Annotated in this window: 15 protein-coding genes and 1 pseudogene; 10 read left to right on the top strand and 6 right to left on the bottom strand. The window is 72.7% G+C overall.

Translation table 11 applies throughout. The annotated features are described in order from the left end of the window. Positions 1-3: 3 nt before the first annotated feature. The 3 genes and pseudogenes from I4J89_RS52220 to I4J89_RS13545 all read left to right on the top strand — a co-directional run. Positions 4-1,710 (top strand): annotated as a pseudogene (locus tag I4J89_RS52220) (AfsR/SARP family transcriptional regulator); the annotation flags it as partial. Positions 1,711-3,211: 1,501 nt separating this feature from the next. Beyond that, the gene (locus I4J89_RS13550) at positions 3,212-4,762 is read left to right on the top strand and encodes a DHA2 family efflux MFS transporter permease subunit (RefSeq protein WP_196414255.1); all 1,551 of its coding nucleotides are present in this window, start codon (positions 3,212-3,214) and stop codon (positions 4,760-4,762) included. Positions 4,763-4,832: 70 nt separating this feature from the next. Next, positions 4,833-6,089, top strand: a complete 1,257-nt coding sequence (locus I4J89_RS13545; protein ID WP_230858846.1) for a glycosyltransferase family 39 protein — start codon at positions 4,833-4,835, stop codon at positions 6,087-6,089. Between the two features lie 46 nt (positions 6,090-6,135). On the opposite strand, the gene I4J89_RS13540 is transcribed toward I4J89_RS13545, so the two are convergent. From I4J89_RS13540 to I4J89_RS13520, 5 genes are all read right to left on the bottom strand, one after another. Then, positions 6,136-7,287, bottom strand: coding sequence for a glycosyltransferase family 4 protein (locus I4J89_RS13540; RefSeq protein WP_196414254.1), 1,152 nt, complete (start codon positions 7,285-7,287; stop codon positions 6,136-6,138). Next, positions 7,284-8,948 (bottom strand): sodium:solute symporter family protein, encoded by a 1,665-nt coding sequence (locus I4J89_RS13535; RefSeq protein ID WP_196414253.1) that lies wholly within the window; start codon positions 8,946-8,948, stop codon positions 7,284-7,286. Before I4J89_RS13535 ends, I4J89_RS13540 begins: the two co-directional genes overlap by 4 nt. Beyond that, on the bottom strand, positions 8,941-9,150 hold the full coding sequence (locus tag I4J89_RS13530; RefSeq protein ID WP_196414252.1) for a DUF3311 domain-containing protein: 210 nt from the start codon (positions 9,148-9,150) through the stop codon (positions 8,941-8,943). The genes I4J89_RS13535 and I4J89_RS13530 overlap by 8 nt, the downstream gene beginning before the upstream one ends. A gap of 71 nt (positions 9,151-9,221) precedes the next feature. Continuing rightward, positions 9,222-10,589 carry an alpha/beta hydrolase domain-containing protein gene (locus I4J89_RS13525; protein WP_230858845.1) on the bottom strand — a complete coding sequence of 456 codons (1,368 nt, stop codon included), beginning with the start codon at positions 10,587-10,589 and terminating at the stop codon, positions 9,222-9,224. Positions 10,590-10,653: 64 nt separating this feature from the next. Beyond that, a complete protein-coding gene (locus I4J89_RS13520; RefSeq protein ID WP_196414251.1) occupies positions 10,654-11,256 on the bottom strand; it encodes a QsdR family transcriptional regulator in 603 nt (200 codons plus the stop codon). A gap of 58 nt (positions 11,257-11,314) precedes the next feature. Between I4J89_RS13520 and I4J89_RS13515 the strand changes: the two genes are divergently transcribed. The 7 genes from I4J89_RS13515 (at position 11,315) to I4J89_RS13485 (ending at position 17,023) form a co-directional block, all read left to right on the top strand. Further along, positions 11,315-12,271 carry an ABC transporter ATP-binding protein gene (locus I4J89_RS13515; RefSeq protein WP_196414250.1) on the top strand — a complete coding sequence of 319 codons (957 nt, stop codon included), beginning with the start codon at positions 11,315-11,317 and terminating at the stop codon, positions 12,269-12,271. Continuing rightward, on the top strand, positions 12,268-13,053 hold the full coding sequence (locus tag I4J89_RS13510; protein ID WP_196414249.1) for an ABC transporter permease: 786 nt from the start codon (positions 12,268-12,270) through the stop codon (positions 13,051-13,053). The genes I4J89_RS13515 and I4J89_RS13510 overlap by 4 nt, the downstream gene beginning before the upstream one ends. A gap of 13 nt (positions 13,054-13,066) precedes the next feature. After that, positions 13,067-14,242 carry a sensor histidine kinase gene (locus tag I4J89_RS13505; protein WP_196414248.1) on the top strand — a complete coding sequence of 392 codons (1,176 nt, stop codon included), beginning with the start codon at positions 13,067-13,069 and terminating at the stop codon, positions 14,240-14,242. Then, complete coding sequence (locus I4J89_RS13500) at positions 14,239-14,844, top strand: response regulator transcription factor (protein ID WP_196414247.1); 606 nt, start codon at positions 14,239-14,241, stop codon at positions 14,842-14,844. The genes I4J89_RS13505 and I4J89_RS13500 overlap by 4 nt, the downstream gene beginning before the upstream one ends. Positions 14,845-14,951: 107 nt before the next feature. Next, positions 14,952-15,221, top strand: coding sequence for a hypothetical protein (locus tag I4J89_RS13495; RefSeq protein ID WP_196414246.1), 270 nt, complete (start codon positions 14,952-14,954; stop codon positions 15,219-15,221). A gap of 165 nt (positions 15,222-15,386) precedes the next feature. Beyond that, the gene (locus tag I4J89_RS13490; RefSeq protein WP_196414245.1) at positions 15,387-16,643 is read left to right on the top strand and encodes a PP2C family protein-serine/threonine phosphatase; all 1,257 of its coding nucleotides are present in this window, start codon (positions 15,387-15,389) and stop codon (positions 16,641-16,643) included. Then, complete coding sequence (locus I4J89_RS13485; RefSeq protein ID WP_196414244.1) at positions 16,640-17,023, top strand: STAS domain-containing protein; 384 nt, start codon at positions 16,640-16,642, stop codon at positions 17,021-17,023. Before I4J89_RS13490 ends, I4J89_RS13485 begins: the two co-directional genes overlap by 4 nt. Here the strand turns inward: I4J89_RS13485 and I4J89_RS13480 are convergent. Then, the gene (locus I4J89_RS13480) at positions 17,012-17,425 is read right to left on the bottom strand and encodes a YunG family protein (protein ID WP_196414243.1); all 414 of its coding nucleotides are present in this window, start codon (positions 17,423-17,425) and stop codon (positions 17,012-17,014) included. The genes I4J89_RS13485 and I4J89_RS13480 overlap by 12 nt on opposite strands. Positions 17,426-17,463 lie beyond the last annotated feature (38 nt).

Below are 17,463 nucleotides of genomic sequence, written 5' to 3'. Positions count from 1 at the left end.
CCGGTGATAATCCAAGGCGTGCGATTCGGCATCCTGGGCCCGACGACGGCCGTCCGCGACGACGGGCGGCCGGTGAGCCTGGGCGGCCCCCGGCAGCGCGCCCTGCTGGCCCGGCTGCTGCTCGACCCGGGCCGGGTGGTGCCGGCCCAGCACCTGGTGGACGACGTCTACGGCGACCGGCCACCGGCCGGCGCGGCGAACGCGTTGCAGGCACAGGTCTCCCGGCTGCGGCAGGCCCTGCGACCGGACGACGCCATCCTCGCCTCCCTGCCGGCCGGCTACCGCCTGGACATCGCACCGGACGACGTGGACGCGCATCGGTTCGAGCGGCTGGCCGCGGCCGGTCGCCGCGAACTCGCCGGCGGCGATCCGGCCGCCGCTGCCCGGCTGCTCGACGAGGCGCTGCACCTGTGGCGCGGCCCGGCTCTGTCCGACCTGGAATCGGCCGTGGCCGCGGCGGCCCGGCTGGAGGAGCTGCACCTGGCCGCGACCGAGGACCGGATCGACGCCCGCCTGACACTCGGCGGGCACGCCGACGCGGTCGCCGAACTGTCCGGTCTGGTGGCCCGGCATCCGCTGCGGGAACGGCTCCGGGGTCTGCTCATCCGGGCACTGCACGCCGGTGGGCGGCAGGCGGAGGCCCTTGCCGCGTTTGAGGACGCGCGCCGTACGCTCGCCGACGAGCTAGGCGCCGACCCGTCGCCCGCGCTGGCCGCCGTCCACCTGGCGGTGCTGCGCGGCACGGATGGATCAGCCGGCCCGCGTCCGGTCACCGGCGTGCCCGCGCAGCTGACCACCTTCGTCGGGCGCGACGCCGAGTTACGGCGGCTGGAGAAGCAGCTCGCCGAGGCGCGGCTGGTCACGCTGATCGGGCCGGGCGGCGCCGGCAAGACGCGCCTGGCGGTGGAGGGCGTGCGCCGCCGTACCGGTGAGGTGGGCTTCGTCGAGCTGACCCCGCTGACCGACCGCGCCGACGTGGCACACGCCGTGCTGGCCGCGGTGGGCCTGCGCGACACCGGTCTGCTCTCCGCCGACGCCGGCCGGCCGGCGCCCGACCCGCTGGACCGGCTCGCGCTGGCCCTCGCCGACCGGCCGATGCTGCTCGTGCTCGACAACTGCGAGCACCTGGTGGACGCGGTCGCCGACTTCGCCGCCCGGCTGCTCGCCCGGTGCCCGGCGGTACGGGTGCTGGCCACCAGCCGCGAGGCGCTCGGCGTCACCGGCGAGACGCTGTGCCCGGTGCCGTCGCTGGCCCTGCCGCCGCCGGAGGAACGCCCGGCGGCGCCACTGGAATACGCGGCGGTACGCCTGTTCGCCGAGCGAGCCGCCGCGGTGCGTCCCGGCTTCACCGTCGACGCCGGCAACGTCGACGCGGTGGTACGCATCTGCCGGGCCCTCGACGGCCTGCCGCTCGCGATCGAGCTGGCCGCGGCCAGGATCCGGGTGTTCGACGCGCGGGAGGTCGCCGACCGGCTGACCGACCGGTTCCGGTTGCTATCGCGGGGCAGCCGCACCGCGCCCGCGCGGCATCGCACGTTGCGGGCCGTGGTCGAGTGGAGCTGGGACCTGCTCGACGCCGGCGAGCGGATGCTGGCCCGCCGCCTGACCGTGTTCGCCGGCGGCGCCACGCTGGACGCCGCGCACCGGGTCTGCCGGGTGGACGATCTGGAGGACGTGCTCGCCGCGCTGGTGGACAAGTCGCTGGTCGAGGCCGGCGCGCGGTTCCGGATGCTGGAGACCGTGCGCGCCTTCGGCGCCGAGCAGCTGGCGGCGGCCGGTGAGGAGGAGACGGTCCGGCGGGCCCACGTCGACTACCTGATCGAGCTGGCCGCGGCGGCCGAGCCCCGGCTGCGAGGCGCCGATCAGGTGGCCTGGCTGAAGCGGCTCGACGGCGAGCACGACAACGTCGTGGACGCCCTGCGCTGGGCCACCCGCCACGATCCGGCCCGGGCGCTGCGGCTGGCCGCGCCGCTGGCCACCTACTGGGGCATGCGCGGGTGGGGCGGCGCCGGCTCGCTGCTCTGCCTCGAGGTGCTGGAGGCGGCCGGCTGGACGCCGCCGGACGGCCTGACCGAGGAGTACGCGGTCACGCTCGCCACCGCGACACTCGGCGACCTGGACGGCCGGCGGCGCGCACGGCTGCTCGCCGAGCTCGAGCCGCTGGTGATCCAGGCGCACGCCGCGCCGAAGTACCCGTTCCTCATGGTGACGTGGTCGATGATGACCGGCATCGGCGGTGGCGAGCGGATCAGCCAGGACTCCATCGGCGCCGCTCTCGCCGAGCCGGACCCCTGGCTGGTCGCTCTGCTCCGCATGGGTGAGGGGTTCGCCGCCTTCTACGGCGGCGACGCCGGCACCGCCGAGGCCGGGATGCGGGCGGCCGTCGACAGTTTCCGCTCGATCGGCGACCGGTGGGGCATGACGGTGGCCCTCTCCGAACGCGGCAAGCTGCTCGGCTGGCGCGGCGACTGGACGGCGGCACGGTCCTGCTTCGACGAGGCCATCGCGCTGGCCGAGGAGCTGGGCACCGGCAACGACATGGCCGACCTGCTCAGTCAGCGCGTCCTGACCCGCATCCACCAGAGTCACGGCACCGGCGACCGGCTGGACGACGCGTACGCCGACGCGGAGCGGGCCACGGTCCTCGCCCGGCGCGCCGGCGCGCCGATCACGCTCGGGTACTCGCTGTGGGTCCTGGCCGAGGTCGAGCGGCTGCGCGGCGACCTCACGCACGCCCATCGGCGGGCCGAGCAGGCCCTGGCCGTCTGCCCGGCCGGCTGGTTCAGCGCCGAGGAGACCCGCGGCCAGATCCTGGTGACGCTGGGCCGCCTCGCCGAGGCGTCCGGCGACGCCGACGCCGCCCGCGCCTGGCATCTGCGCGCCGCCGGTCTGGGTCTGCGCTGGCAGCATCGGCCGGCGGTGGCGTGCGGGATCGAGGGTCTGGCCGGTGCGGCGTTGCTCGACGGTGCCGCCGGGCGGGCGGCGCTGCTGCTGGGCGCGGCCGCCGCCGTGCGCGGCTGGTCGGTGGCCGGCCAGCCGGACGTGGCCCGGGTCCGCGGCCGAGGCGCGCGCGGCGCTGGGCGCGGAGGCTTACCAGGACGCGTACGGGCGGGGCCGCGCGATGCCGGTCGGCGAGGCGCTGACCGAGGCGGGTGTGGATACGTCAGCGTCCGGTCAGTGACCGGTCAGCGCCCGCCGGGACCCTGCCGGCATGACCGAGATCAGTTCGCGGCGCCGCTGGGCCACCCTGGCCATCCTGTGCGCCGCCTCGCTGTTGCTGTCCATCGACCTGACCGTGCTGCACCTGGCGATCCCGAAGCTGGTCGCCGACCTGAACCCGACCGGCAACCAGATCCTCTGGATCGCCGACATCTACGGGTTCACCCTCGGCGGCCTGCTCGTGCTGATGGGCAACCTCGGCGACCGGATCGGCCGCAAACGGCTGCTGCTGATCGGCTCGGTGGCGTTCGGGCTGGCCTCGGTCGTGACCGCGTACGCGCCCACCCCGGAGCTGCTGATCGCCGCGCGGGCGCTGCTGGGCGTGGCGGGTGCCACCATCATGCCGTCCACCCTGTCGATCATCCGCAACGTCTTCACCGACGCCCGGGAGCGCACCAGCGCCGTCGGCGTCTGGGGTGGTGTCACCGCGGGCGGGTTCGCGCTCGGCCCGATCGTCGGCGGCACCCTGCTGGAGTTCTTCTGGTGGGGCTCGGTCTTCCTGATCAACGTGCCGGTGGTGATCGCCATCGTGATCGCCGGCACGCTGGTGATCCCGGAGTCGCGCAACCCGCGGCCGGGCCGTCTCGACGTGCTCAGCGCGCTGCTGTCCATCGTCGGCATCGTGTCGGTCATCTACGCGATCAAGGAGGGCTTCCACGGCGGCTTCGGGCAGACCGGCGTGCTCACCGCCGTGGCGCTCGGCGCGCTGGCGCTGACGGTCTTCGGCGTACGCCAGACCAGGCTCGCCGACCCGCTGATCGACCTGCGCCTGTTCCGCAACCGGGCGTTCTCCGCCTCGATCGCCGCCACCACGGTGAGCATGTTCGCCAACCTCGCCCTGTCGCTGATCCTCAGCCAGTACCTGCAACTGGTCCTCGGCTGGTCGCCGGTCAAGGCCGGGCTGGCCGGGCTGCCCGGTGGCATGGCCGGGATGGCCGGCGGCTTCCTCGCCGGCACGCTGGTACACCGGATCGGCCGGGCCGCGGTGGTCTCCGGCGGGCTCGGGCTGTCCGCGGTGGGCTTCGCCCTCTACACGCTGATCGGCCGGGACACCGGCTACGCCACCCTGCTGCCCGCGATGCTGGTGTTCGGTCTGGGTATCGGGGTCAGCTTCGCCACGGTCAGCGACACGGTGCTGGCGAGCGTGCCGCGGGAACGGGCCGGTGCGGCGTCGGCCATCTCGGAGACGGCGACGGAAATCGGCGGGGCGGTCGGCATGGGTGTGCTCGGCAGCGTGCTCAACCGGACGTATCGCGAGCACCTCGAGCTGCCGCCGGGCCTGCCGGCCGAGGCCGAGGCACCGGTCCGGGAGTCGCTGGGCACCGCACTGCACGTGGCGGCGCAACTGCCCGGCGACCTGGCCGGTGCGCTCGCCCAGGCGGCCCGCTGGGCGTTCATCGACGGCCTGCACGTCATGGTGATCAGCTGCGCGGTCCTGGTCGGCGTACTGGCGGTGGCGGCGCTGGTGGCGCTGCGTGGCGTACCGGCGGTCCTGGACACCGAGGAAGCGATGGCGCAGTCAGCGACCGGGCCGATGCGATAGGGTGCCGCGCAGCGGACCCGGTCACCAGGTACCGGTTCAGGAAAGGCGCACCCTCATTTCCCACGTCGTCTTGAGCCGCCCGGACGAAGAGGCGGACGGCATCCCAGACCGGACCGATTCCGGCGGGCCGCTCGAGCGGCTCCGGATCGCGGCGCGCCACGCGGCGCCCGCGATCGGCCTGTACCTGTTCCTGCGCGCGCTCAGCCTCCAGGTGATGTACGCCCTGGCCGCGCACGCACACACCCGGGACCCCGGCAAGTGGGTCTACCCGGACGGCTCGATCAACCAGTGGCGCCAGTTCACCTCGTTCATGGACGCCCTGGTCTCCTGGGACGCGCGGTGGTACGCGAAGATCGCCGGCAGCGGCCTCGGCGGACCGGTCGGCGCGGTCGACGCCGACGGCGTGCCGTACCAGCTGCGCCTGATGTTCTTCCCGCTCTACCCGTGGCTGGCCCGCCCGCTGACGTACCTGCCGTTCATCTCCCCGATCACGGCGTGCCTGATCGTCTCCTTCATCTCGGCCGTCGCCGCCGCCTGGGGCCTGTACGCGATCGGCCGGCACGTGCACAGCCACCGCACCGGCGTCATGCTGGCCGCCGTCTGGGCCCTGGCCCCCGCGGCCATGACCCAGAACGGCGCGTTCACCGAGTCGCTGTTCACCGCGCTCTCCGCCTGGACGCTGTACTCGCTTCTCAAAGAACGCTGGCTGATCGCCGGCCTGCTCGCCGGGGTGAGCGGCCTGAGCCGGCCGACGGCCGCCGCGCTGATCGGCACGGTCGGCCTGGCCGCGCTGGTCGCCGCGTTCTCCCGGCGGGGCGGCTGGCGGCCGTACGCCGCGATGCTGCTCGCCCCGGCCGGCCTGCTCGCCTACCTCGCCTACGCCTCGGCCAAGCTCGGCGGCGTCTCGCAGTACTTCGACGTGCACAGCAACACCTTCGGCGCGTGGTGGGACTACGGCGAGTCCACCTGGAAGGTCGTCACCGACATCATGATCGGCGTCGGCGAGGAGGACTCCAGCAAGCCGATCCGGCTGCTGTCCGTGCTGTTCCTGGGCGGGTTCATCATCCTGTTCGCCCTGCTGGCCCGCCGCGGGCCGTGGCAGCTGACCGTGTTCGCCGCCGCGACCCTGGTCCTGGCGGCCGGCTCGCACGCGCACATCTCGATGATGGGCCGGCACCTGCTGCCCGCCTTCCCGGTGCTGCTGGTGCCCGCCATCGCGCTGGCACGCGCATCGAACCGGGACGCCGCCATCGTGCTCGGCCCGCTCGCCCTGCTCTCCGGCTGGTACGCCGGCTGGCTGCCGTTCATCTCCGGCCAGGCGATCTGACCGATGGCCAGGCGATCTCACCCGATGGCCAGGCGATCTGACCGGTTCAGCGGCTGGTCAGCTCGGCCAGCAGCTCCTCCCATTCGGCGGCGATGACCGGCATCTGGTATTTCGCGCCGGTCGCCCGGGCAGCGACCCCCATCCGTTCGCGCTCGCTGGGGTTCTCGATGAGGTGGGACATCCCGGCGGCCAGGCCGGCCACGTCCTCGGCGGGAACGAGCACCCCGTTGACGCCGTCCCGCACCACCTCGGCCGGGCCGGTCGGGCAGTCGAACGACACCGCAGGCAGTCCGGCGCTCATCGCCTCGAGCAGCACCATCGGCAGGCCCTCCCGGCGCGAGCTGAGCACGAAGATCGACGCCTTGGCCAGCTCACCCTCCAGATTCCGGGTGAGCCCGGGCATGGCCACCACGCCGCCGAGGCCGCGTTCCTCGATCTGGGCGGTCAGCTTCGGCCGCCACCGGCCCTCGCCGAAGATGTTCAGCCGCCAGTCCGGGTGCTTGGCGTGGACCTGCTCGAACGCCTCGATGAGCAGGTCGAAACCCTTCTGCCGGGTGAGCCGGCCGGCGGCCACCACGATCCGGCCGCGCTCGCCGGTGATGTCCTTGCCGGGCGGAATGCCGTTCGGGATGCGCACCAGATGCACGGAGTCGCCGAACACCCGGTGGTACGCGGCGAAGTCGGCGCGCGTCAGCACGGTCACGGCGTCCAGCCGCGGATAGGCGCGGACGATCGCGGCCTGCAGCCGTGGCTTGTAGCTGCTGAAGTTCATGTGGTCCTGGCCGATCCGGGTCAGCCGCCGGGGCGCGAACCAGGCCGACATCAGGTTGAGCGCCGGCCGCGTGGTCACCAGCACCGCGTCGTGCTGCGCCCGGAAGTAGCGGATCACCTTGAGATCGACGAGCGGATCCCACCGCCGGTACCGGAAGTCCCGGCCGTGCGGCAACGGGTTGCGGAAGCGCCGCGTCTTGCGCGCGAGCCGGGCACTGCCGGTCCGCGGCTTGCCGTCGTCGCGGAGATCGGTCAATGAGATCAGCCGCACCCGTGGGTCGAGTGGCAGCGCGGGGGCCTGAGCCGACCGGAACACGCTAGCGATCTCGACGTCGTGTGTGGCGCACAGCGCGTTGGCCTGATTGAAGACCGTACGGATCGTGCCACCGACCCCGTACGCGTTGTGCAGGACGTAACGAATTCTCACAGGGTCAACCTATGACCTCCCCTCAACCCGGGGGTGGATCCGGAAGCGGCCGGCACCGTGTGGCGCCGCGGCAGCCCGTCGATCAGGTCGTCCAGGCGCTTGAGCCGCGCGTCACCGGCGTCGGCGAGATAGTCGTCCGGCCGTGTCGCGTCGCCTCCGCCGGGCACTCCGGCCGCACGCAGCAGCACGGTGGCCAGCGCGGCGACGGCGAGGTTGAGCAGCAGGGCGACGATGCCGACGTACACGGTTGAGCCGTTGCCGAGCGACCAGCTCGTCCCGCCGAAGTGCTCGGCGACCACACGTCCGGTGGCGTCCAGCTTCGGGACGTCGTAGAGCATCGCGACGCCGGCGGTCAGGCCGGTGAGCAGGCCGGCGATCAGCGCGGCCCGGTGGAACCAGCCGGTGAGCAGCCCCAGGAAGGTCGCCGGGATGGTCTGCAGGATGATCACGCCACCGATCAGCTGGAGGTCCACGGAGAACGCCGGGTCGACGGCGAGGATCAGCGCGGCCGCACCGAACTTGACGAGCAGCGACACCCATCGGCTCACCCGGGCCTCGGTGGCCGGGGACGCGCCCGGCCGCAGATAGGGGCGGTAGAGGCTGCGGGTGAAGGCGCTCGCCGCGGCGATCGACATCACCGCGGCGGGGATCAGCGCGGCGACGCTGAGTGCGGCGTACGCGATCCCGGCCGACCAGCTGGGGAAGAACTCGTGGATCAGCCGCGGCACGACGGTGTTGAGGTCGCCGTCGACCGGGGTGACCCCGCGGGCCAGCGCGAAGAACCCCAGCAGGGCCATCAGCGCCAGCGCCAGGCAGTAGATCGGCAGGGCGGCGGCGTTGCGCCGTACGGTCGCGCGGTCCTTGGCGGCGAGCATGCCGACAAGAGCATGGGGGTACGCGAACACGGCCAGCGCCGAGCCGATGACCAGCGTGAGGAAGCCGAGATGACCGGTGTCCGGCAGCAGCAGACCGTCGACCGGCGACGGGGTGCCGGCGAAATACTCCCCGGAGACACGGAAGGTCCGGTCCCACCCGCCGTACATCGCCACCACCAGCAGCGCGGTCAGCAGCATCCACGCCATCAGCACGTCCTTGACCACGGACAGCAGGGCGGGCGCCCGCAACCCGGAGCGGAACGTGCAGACCGACATCACGGTCACCGCCGCCAGCAGCGGCCACTCCCCGCCGAACCCGACCGTACGCAGCACCGCCTGCAACGCCAGGAGCTGCACCGCGACGTACGGCATGGTGGCCAGGATGCCGGTGACCGCGACCGCGGCACCCAGCCCGGGCGAACCGAACCTCGCGCTGGCGAACTCGCTGTGCGTCAGAAAGCCGTGCCGCCGGGCCACCGACCAGGCCCGGGTGGTGAAGACGAAGGTCAGCGGCGTCGTGATGATCGCGAACGGCACGGCGAAGTACCCGATCGCGCCGATGCCGTAGGTGAGCGCCGGAACGGCGACGAACGTGTACGCGCTGTACATGCTCCCGCCGATCAGGAACCAGATCGTCCAGTTGCCGAACGCCCGGCCGCCGGCGCCCCACTCCTCGAGGGTGTGCGGGTCCTGCGGTGCCCGCCACCGTGCCGCGCCGAATCCGAGCACCAGCACGACGGCCATCAGGACGGTGAAGACGCCGACCTCGACGTCCCGGTCAGTCATGGCCGCCGTCACGGGTGGCCAGGTGCACCGCGGAGATGACGACGATGGCGAACAGCGCGCAGGCGAACTGGTACCAGAAGAAGAACGGCACACCCAGCAAAACCGGTTCGATCCGGTTGGCGAACGGGGTGAGCAGTGGTGCGACGGCCGGCAGGATCAGCAGCCACTGCCAGTGGCGCGAGCGGGGGGCGCGTGGTGCCATGGTGCTCCTTCATCAATGGCGCGCGGCACGCCCTGGGGCGTGCCGCGCGTTTGCTGGACGGATCGGCCGGGCTATGGGACCGGTGCGGTGACCGCGTCGCGCAGGTTCCGCGCGGCGTCGGCGGGCAGCAGGTAGCCGGCGCGGACGTTGCGCAGGTCGGCGTGCACGACCCGGCCGACGTACGCGGCGTGGCTGCGATAGAGCTCGTCCAGGACGGCCTGGTCGAACGGGACGTGCGTGCCGAACAGCCGGCAGAACGACTCGCCGCTGTTGTCACCGCTGTTCAGCGCGATCGGCGCCGCGACCTGGGAGAGCCGGATCCCGCCGCGGGCCAGGCCGAGTTCGTCGCGCTGCTTCGTGCCGTCGGCGTTCACCACGAGGGGCTCGGCGGCCGGCGGGGGTGTGCCGCGGCGTACCCACCGGTCGAGGTGGGCGTACGACGCGGCGACCACGTGGTGCAGCGGGACCCGGCTGAACGGTGGCTGCGCGCAGTCGTACACCGGTGCGGCGCCGAGGTCACGCTCCTGGATCGGTTGCCGGTACACCTGACCGGCGTGGCCGGAGTGGGCGGCGCCGGCCACCTCCCAGCGGCGGAACCGGTCGGTGTCCGGCGGACGCACCGGGCTGCGCACATCGGTCTCGGACAGCACCTGGAACACCGGCTCCGGGCCGCGCCGCACCGGGGCACTGCCGACGATGAACCCGTATCCGTCGAAGACCGGCTCCACCTGCGGCAGCACCCGGTCGTAGTAGACGGTCATCCGGGCCGCCGACTGCGACGCGCCGATGGCGAGCAGGGTGCGGGCTTTCAGCCCGCCGAGCGGCTTGCGAGTCGCGGTGAGCGCCCGCGCGGCCTGGGCGAAGATGTCGTACGAGAGCTCGTCGCCGAGGTACGCGCCGGCACCGGTGACGTCGAGCGACCCGTACCGGGCCGGACTCCAGCCACGCAGCTGGTCCACGCCGACCCGCTGCGCCGAGACGCCGATCCAGGCGTAACCGGCCCGGGTCACGGTGTCCGCGTTCCACAACGCGTCGAGGTCGTAGCCGGCGGTGACGTTCTGCCACTCGACCAGCGCGGTGCCGTTGAACCGCGCGGCCCGGGCCGGGCGGCGCACCACGATCCGCGTGGTGTACGGAACCCCGGTGGCGACTCGTACGCCCGAGGTGTCCCAGCCGTCCGCCCGGCCGGAGATCAGGAACTCCTGCTCGATGTAGCCGCGCGCGGCCAGATCGTCGGGAGTGGCGAAGAACGGGTAGGTGTCGGCGAGGTCCGGTGACTTCGGGTCACCGGGCGCGGTGCCGGGCAACGGACCGCTGACGGAGGGCACGGCGACGGGCTGGACCGCGGCTGTGCCGGCGCCGGCCGGCGAGCCGGCGAGCACGGTGGACGCGACGACGGCGATCGCGACGGCGGTGGATCGCCACGAATGCTTGACCATGCCGCACCATATGCAGTCGTCGATGCGTTGAGCCACGGTCGCGGGAAAAGCTGCGACAGGTGTCTCAGCAAGCCGCCAGCAACAGCGTCCGCGCGGCACGCTGGGCCACGCCCAGGTCGGCGGGGCGACCGGCGACCAGCTCGGCGTAGAGCGCCGACTCGATGATCCGCACGTACAGGTAGGCCAGGTCGGCACTCGCACCGTCCAGGCCGACCTCGGTGAAGATCTCCTGCTGAGCGGTCACCATCCGGTCGGTCAGCCCGCCGGCGTAGGTCAGCAGGACCCGTGCGGCGGCCTCCGGTTCGGCCGCGATGAACCGGCGGAACGGCTCGGCCGCCAGCAACCGCCCGGTGAACCGGTGGGTGATCTCCAGCGCGCCGTCCACACCGGTTCGGGTACGGCGGCGGCGCGCGTCGGCGAGCGTCCGGTCGGCCAGCCGCCACAGCACCTCGCCGAGCAGCCGGTCGCGCCCGTGCGTGACCCGGTAGAGGGTGGCGCGGCTGACGCACATGGTGGCGGCCAGCCGATCCATGTCGACGGTCCCGTGCCGCAGGAAGAAGTGACACCCGGCACGCGTCACCTCGTCGTCGCTCACCACCCGGCGCCCGTTCACGCCCAGCACCGTACGCCACTGACATTTGTCATGGTCGAACCGTGCGCGGCGCATGTGAACTCGTGCGCGACGGCACTGCCCCGGCCGCGCCGGCTCGAACAGACTCGAATCCATGAGCACATCAGCCACTTCAGCAGCGGTCGAGGTGAACGCGGTACACCGCCGGTACGGCGGCCCGCACGGTTTCGAGGCGGTCCGTGGCGTCTCGTTCGAGGTCCGGCGCGGCGAACTGTTCGCCCTGCTCGGCACGAACGGCGCGGGCAAGACCTCCACGATGGAACTGGTGGCCGGATTCAGCCGCCCGCAGGCCGGCGAGGTACGGGTGCTCGGCCACGACCCGGAGCGGGACCGGGCCGCCGTCCGCCCGCGGGTCGGGATCATGCTCCAGGAGGGCGGCTTCCCGCCCGACCTGACCGTCGCGGAGACCGTGGCGATGTGGGCCGGCACGCTGACCGACCCGCGACCGGCGGGTGAGGCGCTGGAACTGGTCGATCTGAGCGACCGCGCGAGCGTACGCGTCCGGCAGCTCTCCGGCGGCGAGCGCCGCCGCCTGGACCTCGCCCTCGCCGTGCTCGGCCGCCCCGCGGTGCTGCTGCTCGACGAGCCCACCACCGGGCTGGACCCGGAGAGCCGCCGCAACGCCTGGACGATGGTCCGGTCGCTGCTCGCCGACGGGGTGACCGTGCTGCTCACCACCCACTACCTGCACGAGGCGCAGGAACTCGCCGACCGGCTCGCCATCATGCACGGGGGCGTCGTCGTGGCCGCCGGCTCCCCCGCCGAGATCGTCGCCGGGCACCCGGCCCGGATCACCTTCCGGCTGCCCGGCGGCGTCACGCCGGAGCTGCTGCCGCCGCTTCCGGGCGCCCGCCCGGAGAGCACGGCCGTCGCGGCGGGCCAGCCGATGACCATCCGGACCGACGCCTTGCAGGCGACGCTCACCGAGTTGCTGAGCTGGGCACACCGGCACGAGGTCGAACTGGCCGGCCTGGAGGCCCGGCCGGCCTCGCTCGAAGAGGCCTTCCTCGCGGTGGCCGACCACGACAACCCCATGGAGGTACGCGCATGAGCACCATCCGCCTCAGCCGGTTCCGCTCGGTCAGCGCCGCCGAGTTGCGGCTGTTCGGACGCAACCGCAGTGCCCTGTTCAGCGCGCTCGTCCTGCCGCTCATCCTGGCCGTCACCGTCGCCGGCGCCGGCGTCGAGGAATCCGGGACGTCCGCCGCCGGCTTGGTGGTCACCTCGCTGCTCGGCTACGTCCTGCTCGCCGCGGTGTACTACAACCTGGTCACCACGTACGTGAGCCGGCGCGAGGAACTGATGCTGAAACGCCTGCGCGCCGGTGAACTGACCGACACCGAGATCCTCACCGGCATCGCCACTCCGATGGTCGTGGTCGCGCTGGCTCAGATGGTCGTGTTCGTCGCGGCCGGGGCGGTGCTGTTCGGGCTGCCCGTACCGGTCAATGTCCTTCTTCTGCTGGCCGGCGCCCTCGGCGGCGTGGTGGTGTTCGTGCTGATCGCCGCGATGTCCACCGAGTTCACCCGGACCACCGAGGCCGCGCAGGTGACCACGCTGCCGGTGATGATCGCCTGTCTGGTCGGCTCGATGATGTACACGGCGCTGGACGACGCGCCGGAGGCGGTCATCGCGGCGCTGCGTGCCCTGCCGCTCACCCCGGTCGTCGATCTGATGCGGCTGGGCTGGCTGGGCACCACCGGCCCGGCCGCCGCGGAAGGGTTCACGGGGGTGCTCGACGACGCGCTGGTCCCGGCAGGGATCCTGATGGCGTGGATCATCGTGGGCGTGCTGACGGTCCGGCGCCGGTTCCGCTGGGAACCGCGACGCTGAGGAGGGTGGACCGATGATGTCGTCGCGGAGCCGGGCGTCCCGTGTGGACTGGTACCTGCGGGGCTCCATGTTCGTGCTGTACCTGGCGGTTCCGCTCGCGATCGGGGGGTCGCTCGGATCGGCGCTCGGCCCGGTGGCCCTGATCGGCGTGGGCTTCGGAACGGCACAGGCGATCGCCGCGGCCCTGCTCCTGAACGCCGCGCTCGAATACCGTCTGGGCCGCGGCGCCCGGCCGACCCGGCTGCTGGTCACCGTCGTGGTCCTGAGCGTGCTCACCGTCGGGGCCGGGTGGCCGGGGTACGACGAGGTTGAGCCCGCCTTCGCCTTCATCGTGACAGTGATGCTCACGTCGTTGCTCTCCGCGGTCGCCCCGATGGTGTCCACGACGGCGGTTACCTCGTTGTCCTTCGCCGGCTGGCTGGTAGCGGCCGCTCCGGCGATCTGGCGGGACGGTGACGAGTTCTTCCCGCAGCTGGGCCTGCTCATCGTCATCGGCGTGGGGGTCTCCACCAGCCGTACCACCGCGTGGATGCTCGACCTGGTGTGGCAGCTCGACGACGCCCAGAACGTCCGGGCCGACCTGGCGGTGGCCGAGGAACGGCTGCGCTTCGCCCGGGACCTGCACGACGTGGCCGGACGTGCGCTGTCGGTGGTGGCGCTGAAGGCGGAACTCGCCGCGAAGCTCGGCAGCCGTGGCCGGCCGGAGGCCGTCGACGAGATGCTCGAGGTGCGCCGCATCGCCCAGGAATCCATGGCCGAGCTGCGTGCTGTGGTCAGCGGCCTGCGTACCGCCCAGCTGGGTGAGGAACTGGCGGGCGCCAGGTCCCTGCTCGCCGCCGCCGGGATCACCTGCCGGGTGATCGGCGAAGCCGGCGGGCTCGGGCCCCGCACCGAGACCGCGCTCGGCTGGGCGGTCCGTGAGGCCACCACCAACGTGCTGCGCCACAGCGAGGCCCGCGAGTGCACGATCGAGCTGGACCGCGCCGCGGACGGTACGGTCTCCCTGATCATGAGGAACGACGGCGCCACCGGCGGCCGGGCCCGCCACGGCAACGGCCTGACCGGGCTCACCGAGCGCATCACCGCGGTCGGCGGCACCGTCACGGCCGACCGGGAGCCGCCCGACCGCTTCCGCGTCGAGGTACGCCTGCCCGCGGCGGCCGAGCTCCCGGAGGTGGCGCACCCGTGATCCGGATTCTCCTGGCCGACGATGAGCACCTGATCCGCGGCGCGCTCGCGGCACTGCTGGCCCTCGAGGACGACCTCACCATCGTCGGTCAGGCCGCCACCGGCGCCGAGGCGATCGCCGCCGCCCGGGCGCTGCGCCCCGACGTGGCCGTCATCGACCTGCAGATGCCCGACCTCGACGGGGTCACGGTCGCGGCCCGGCTGCAGACCGAGGTGCCGGACTGCCGCACGATGATCGTCACCAGCCACGGCCGGCCCGGGCACCTCAAGCAGGCCCTGGCCGCCGGGGTCCGGGGTTTCCTGCCGAAAACGGTCTCCGCCGACGACCTGGCGATGGTCGTGCGTACCGTGCACGGCGGCGGCCGCTACGTCGACCCGCAGCTAGCCGCCGAGGCGATCAGCGCCGGCGACAGCCCGCTCACCGCGCGCGAGGCCGACGTGCTGCAACTGGCCGCCGAGGGCGCGCCGGTCGACGAGATCGCCCGGCGGGCGTCATTGTCACCCGGCACCGTGCGCAACTATCTCTCCTCCGCGGCCGGCAAGGTCGGCGCCGCCAACCGGCACGAGGCGGCCCGGATCGCCCGCAAGCACGGCTGGATCTGAGCGCGGAAAAAATGTCGTACCCCAGGGCTAGCGTTAGCGATGAATCAGCACCGGCCGGCTGGTCCAACCTTCGAGAGCGTCACCGCCACCTGGAGGAGGAGATCACCATGACCGCCATGCTCACCGCCGCTCGCGCCGAGGCGCTGTTCACCAGCCACCTGTCGACCGGCACCAGCCCGTCCTACGACGTCGTCGACGCCGAGATCCGCCGCGCGGTGCGCGCCCACGGCGGTGTCCGGGGTTGTGCGGCCGACGTCGCCGCCGAGTACGGCGACCATCCCGAGACCGCCGCACCCCGCATGCGCTGGGCACGCGCCGTCGTCCTCCAGCTGTATGGTGCACGCCGCTCCCGCGCCGGCTGGGCGCTGGTGGCCTGACCGCCCGGCCTGCATGCCGCACGCCGCTCACGCCCTGGTTGCTCGCTGCCGGCGCCCCACCGCATTGCCGCCTCGTGCTACGACCGCGGGTGGGGCCATCGCCCATGCGAAGTCGAAATGCGCATAACGCCCAGATGGGATGCCGGGGTTATATATGGTCTCCCGATGGGTCAGGAGGTAGATCTTCGATTTCTGCAGGTCATGGCAGAGATGACGGCGTCGTCGCACCTGATGCAGGCCGACGAGGTGGCGCCGAAGGTGGACCAGGCGCTGTCGCGGCTGGGCATGGGTGCCACGATGTTCCTGATCGATCAGGAACAGCTGCTGCTGCGGGCGCTGCCGGTGCCCGGGCGGGAGGTGCCGTCGCCGCTGCCGGTGGCCGGGTCGTTGCCGGGCCGCTCGTACATGTTGATCCAACCGGAGCCGGACCCGGGTCGCCCTGGCCGGCTGTGGGTACCGCTGCTCGACGGCACGGCACGCTTCGGTGTGATGCGCTTCGCCCTGCCCGCCGATGCCGATGCGCATGACCCGGCGTGGCAGCAGCGATGCGCACTGATCTCCGGGCTGGCCGCACACCTGGTCAGCTCGAAGTTGACCAGCGGTGACACCCTGCACAGACTCCAGCGGGTTCGGCCGATGACGGTCGCGGCCGAACTGATGTGGCAGATGCTGCCGCCACTCACCTCGAGCCACGAACGGCTGGCGCTGACCGCGATCATGCAGCCGTGCTACGACATCGGCGGCGACGGCTACGACTACGCCGTGGACGGCGACACCGCCTGGCTCGTGCTGCTCGACGCGATGGGCCGCGGGTTGAGCGCCGCCGTGGCCTGCGCGGTGGCCCTGTCCGCGATCCGGGCCACCCGCAGAGCCGGCGGCGACCTGCTCGAGCAGGTCCGCGCCGCCGACGAGAACCTCGTCGAGCAGTTCGGGCCGACCGGCCGGGCCCGGTTCGTCACCGGGCTGCTGGCCCAGTTCGACCTGGAGACCGGACTCGTGCGCTACATCAACGCCGGCAACCCCTTGCCAGTGATCTTGCGGAATGCCGACCTGCTCGGTGTCCCGACGGGCGGCGCGCGCCTGCCGCTAGGCCTGCGCGCCGACGTCGCGACGCACGTCGGCGAGCAACTGCTGGAACCGGGCGACCGGATGCTGCTGCACACCGACGGCGTCACCGAGGCCCGCGCCGCCGACGGCAGCCCGTTCGGCGCCGCACGGCTCACCCAACTGGCCACCTACTGTGAAAAAGAGCGTCTGCCCGCGCCGGAAACACTGCGCCGGCTGGCGCTGGCCGTCGCCGAGCACCGCGGCGGGCCACCGAGCGACGACGCCGCGATGGTGCTGGTCGAGTGGTCCCCCGCCGCGGCGCAGCGCACCCTGATCGGGCCACTGTCTCCCGGCGACGGCGAGCAGCGGTCATGAGCCAGCCGTACCTGAGCGTCACCAGCGCCGACGTCACCGCGGACATCACCGTGCTCACCGTCGCCGGCGAACTCGACATCCGCACCGAGCAGCGGGTCCGCGCCGAGGTGAGTGCACTGCTGAACCGGGGCCGCACCCACCTGGTGTTCGACCTGGGCGCCATGACCTTCTGCGACTCCACCGGCATCGGCATGTTCATCGACGTGCACCGCACCGTCCGCGCCCACAACGGCCGGCTCCGCCTGGCTTCCCTCAAGCCCTTCGTCCTGCAGTGCTTCCGGCAGCTCAGCCTGGAGCAGATACTCGATCTCTACGACACCTGTGACGACGCCGTCACCGGGCACGGCCCGATGGACAATCTCGGCACGTCACCCGCCTGACAGGTGCGTTTTCGGCGTCGCGTCGATCGCGGACAGACCGTCGAGCACCCGGTGGCGCAGCAGTTCGTACTGTTCGCGGCACCGGCGGGGCGCATCGGAGGGACGCGGCTGCACCTGTCCTCCGGTCACCGTCTCGCCGGGCCGGAACTGGTCGGCGGTGAGGTCGGCCTCCCGCCCGTCCGGCAACCGGTTCCAGTAGTGGTGGCCGGTCTTGACCCCGCCGACGAGCACCTCGCCGAGCACCAGGTCCCCACCCAGCAGGTCCTGCACGACGAGAGCCGTCACCCCGCACTGGCCGCGGGCCGGGTTCTCCGGCCGCCAGTCCGGCAGATCGTGCGGGTCGCACGTGTCGGCGCCCCAGGCGGCTCGCAGGATCGTGGCCACCAATTCGAGATCAGTCATGCCGGCCAGGCTGCCTCCTCGACCAGGTCGAGAGTCAA

Source organism: Actinoplanes aureus (genome assembly GCF_015704865.1).
GTDB classification, from domain to species: Bacteria; Actinomycetota; Actinomycetes; order Mycobacteriales; family Micromonosporaceae; genus Actinoplanes; species Actinoplanes aureus.
This window is presented reverse-complemented; position numbering and strand designations above follow the sequence as displayed.